The sequence below is a fragment of the Nostoc sp. CCY 9925 genome (assembly GCF_963920935.1).
Classification (GTDB): domain Bacteria; phylum Cyanobacteriota; class Cyanobacteriia; order Cyanobacteriales; family Nostocaceae; genus Nostoc.
In genome coordinates this window covers 1-2,498 of sequence record NZ_CAWUDO010000246.1, presented here as the reverse complement: position 1 = coordinate 2,498, position 2,498 = coordinate 1, and the positions used below count along the sequence as shown (strand labels likewise).

The 2,498-nt window shown below is 41.1% G+C and carries 4 protein-coding genes; 2 read left to right on the top strand and 2 right to left on the bottom strand.

The annotated features are described in order from the left end of the window. Positions 1-632, top strand: a 632-nt coding sequence (locus tag ACM0OY_RS40075) for an MT-A70 family methyltransferase (RefSeq protein ID WP_414574250.1), incomplete at its 5' end; no start/stop codon positions are given. A 66-nt stretch (positions 633-698) separates the two neighbouring features. Here the strand turns inward: ACM0OY_RS40075 and ACM0OY_RS40070 are convergent. Both ACM0OY_RS40070 and ACM0OY_RS40065 read right to left on the bottom strand, forming a co-directional pair. Further along, the gene (locus ACM0OY_RS40070; RefSeq protein ID WP_414574249.1) at positions 699-893 is read right to left on the bottom strand and encodes a hypothetical protein; all 195 of its coding nucleotides are present in this window, start codon (positions 891-893) and stop codon (positions 699-701) included. Between the two features lie 9 nt (positions 894-902). Continuing rightward, positions 903-1,658 carry a cytosolic protein gene (locus tag ACM0OY_RS40065; RefSeq protein WP_414574248.1) on the bottom strand — a complete coding sequence of 252 codons (756 nt, stop codon included), beginning with the start codon at positions 1,656-1,658 and terminating at the stop codon, positions 903-905. 156 nt (positions 1,659-1,814) lie between these two features. On the opposite strand from ACM0OY_RS40065, the gene ACM0OY_RS40060 reads away from it, so the two are divergent. Beyond that, positions 1,815-2,294 carry a helix-turn-helix domain-containing protein gene (locus ACM0OY_RS40060; RefSeq protein WP_414574247.1) on the top strand — a complete coding sequence of 160 codons (480 nt, stop codon included), beginning with the start codon at positions 1,815-1,817 and terminating at the stop codon, positions 2,292-2,294. The last annotated feature ends 204 nt before the right edge of the window (positions 2,295-2,498 follow it).

Here is a 2,498-nt window from a genome sequence, read left to right as displayed (position 1 = left end):
AAAAATGTAAATATTTTAGCGATCGCTCTTTGGAGAAAAACTTTTTGGTTTACTGCCAATGCATTGTTATAGATCCGCCCTGGTTTTACCGCCTCCGCAATCAAGACAAAACTCACCGTAACCGTATTCCCTACCAACCAATGCGGACTGAAGAAATTTTGGCACTGCCCATTCGTGAGTTATGCCATCCAACTAGCTGTGTTCTGTTTTTATGGTTCACGAATAATCACATGATTGAAGCGGCTCAATGCCTACAGGCATGGGGGTTTGACCTCAAGACTATTCTGACTTGGGAAAAAGTTACGAAAGACGGTACTAAAACACATCTGGGTGTCGGTCATTGGTTGCGGAACTCGACCGAACATTGTGCTTTGGCTGTTCGTGGCAATGTGAGGGCTTTTGCAGGGCGCACACTTACGAACGAGTCAACTATCCTACACGCACCACGCAGAGAGCATTCGCGCAAACCCGAACAGTTTTTTGAACTTGTTGAGAAGTTGTGTCCTGATATGACCAAGCTGGAGATGTTCGCACGTTCGTCTAGAGAGGACTGGGATTATTGGGGTGACGAGGCGGATAAGTTTGATCGACCTGTTGAGGGCTGTGATGAAAATATTTCGTTGAGTGCGTAAATTTTGCTTAATTTAGGCACTCAAAGTCTTCTGAACCTTGAAAACCAAATATTCAACTCTTCAATGCTAATTTTCTGGGGGATTGTCAGTTGTAAAGGATTGGTAGATTTGACGCAATTCATCAACTGTAGTCGCTGTTTTTATACCTTCTTTAATTGCTCGTAATTGTTCAACATCTTCAATTTGGGAAATTTCATCCATCACCCCAAGTGAAGAAGTACCAAATTTTAGTTCTAAGCCTAATTCAATTGCTTCTAACAATCCCTCTATTCAGGTAATTCGCTCAAATGATGTCATGTACGGCATAGACTGTTGTGCCTCCAGTTGTTCTACTTCTGTTTTAAACTCTCGTTCTAAATCTAATGGTAATGTCAACATCCAATCAATAAAACCGAATAAATTCAGCACAGCATCTCGGTTAAACCCCTGCTCGTACAACCGACGTACCAAAGCCAGCTTCTGTTGCTTGCGTTGTAACCTGTCGCTCTTGGTTTGCATTGCTGCCAAATGAGCCATTACTACTGTAGCGAAAGGATTACGGCTGGCTTCTAACTCCGATATCTGTTGTTGATAATCTAACAACTTGATGACAGGAAACTGAAAATCAACTGTGCAACCAAACAATTCATAACCAAATTGATTCGGTCGCCACTTTATATTCTCATCTCCCAGTACCGCCAGGGATGCAACAGAGCGATTATAACGGTCGAAAATCCGGTAGTTGTATACAAACATACGCTTGGGAAAATCGGTTTCTTCTTGGCTTTGGACTTCAATATGGATCAACAGCCATTCTTCTTCACCCCCGATGCAATAGATTTTCACCAATTTATCAATCAGTCGCTTTCCTAATTCCGCATCCCGGACTACCTGCTGGAGTTCTTGGTCAAGAAATACAAAACCTCTGCTCCAATCAATTTGAGCATGGGCTTGAGGAAAGAAAAATTGCATGAAGTCTTCAAAATACAACTGCAACATCTGCTTCCAGGGCGAATCGTATTCAGTTTGAGGTGCTTTATTAGTCATTACTGTACCTATTATCTAATTTCAAATTAATGAGATGAACTTCTTGAACAACTGCGCTTTAAAGAATTTGCACATCCGATTGCTGATTAAAAACAAATCCCTCGATTAGCAATAGTAAACCGAGGGAAAAGAAATTATTTAGTGAGGTGTATCATCATGAGTTTAGCAGTAAATGAATTAAATAATCGTCCAGATTTTGGAGTTTTTATTCCAGGTTTCTTTGATGATTATCCTCTCGAATCTGAAGAATTTAGGTTATACGCGCATATCCAAAGAAGAGCAGGTGTCAGTGGTTGTTTTGAGTCTATTCCTAACATGGCAAAACATTGTTACATGGCTCTGAAAACTGCCAAAAATGCCATCAAGCTTTTAGTAGCCGCAGGAATGATTGAAATACAAGAACGTCTTGGAACTACCAACATTTATACTCTTACTTCACCTTCGTGTTGGGTTTCTCCCGACCAAGTTCAATTACTTCGCTCACAAATCAAGACAACAAAACAAACTCCAGCCAAAATTAACTCCAGTCAAAATTGCACGGGGGGTGGGGTAGGGCGAACGCATCTAAATGTAGTACATATATACTTAAAGAAGTTTAATCGCTTGTGTCAGGGAGGTAAAGCGATCAGGCATTAATGGTAAAGTCAGAATAAAAGTAGAGAAAAGCCTCAGTTTGCGTGAAACTCAAGCCTAAAATCACAATTGCTGACCATTTTGCCGTGTTAGAAGACCCACGAATAGATCGCACGAAGCGGCATAACTTAATCGATATCATGACCGTTGCGGCATCGGTAAGAGGTTAGAGTGATTGCACTTTTGTCAAGAGGGTGCAGGAAAAGG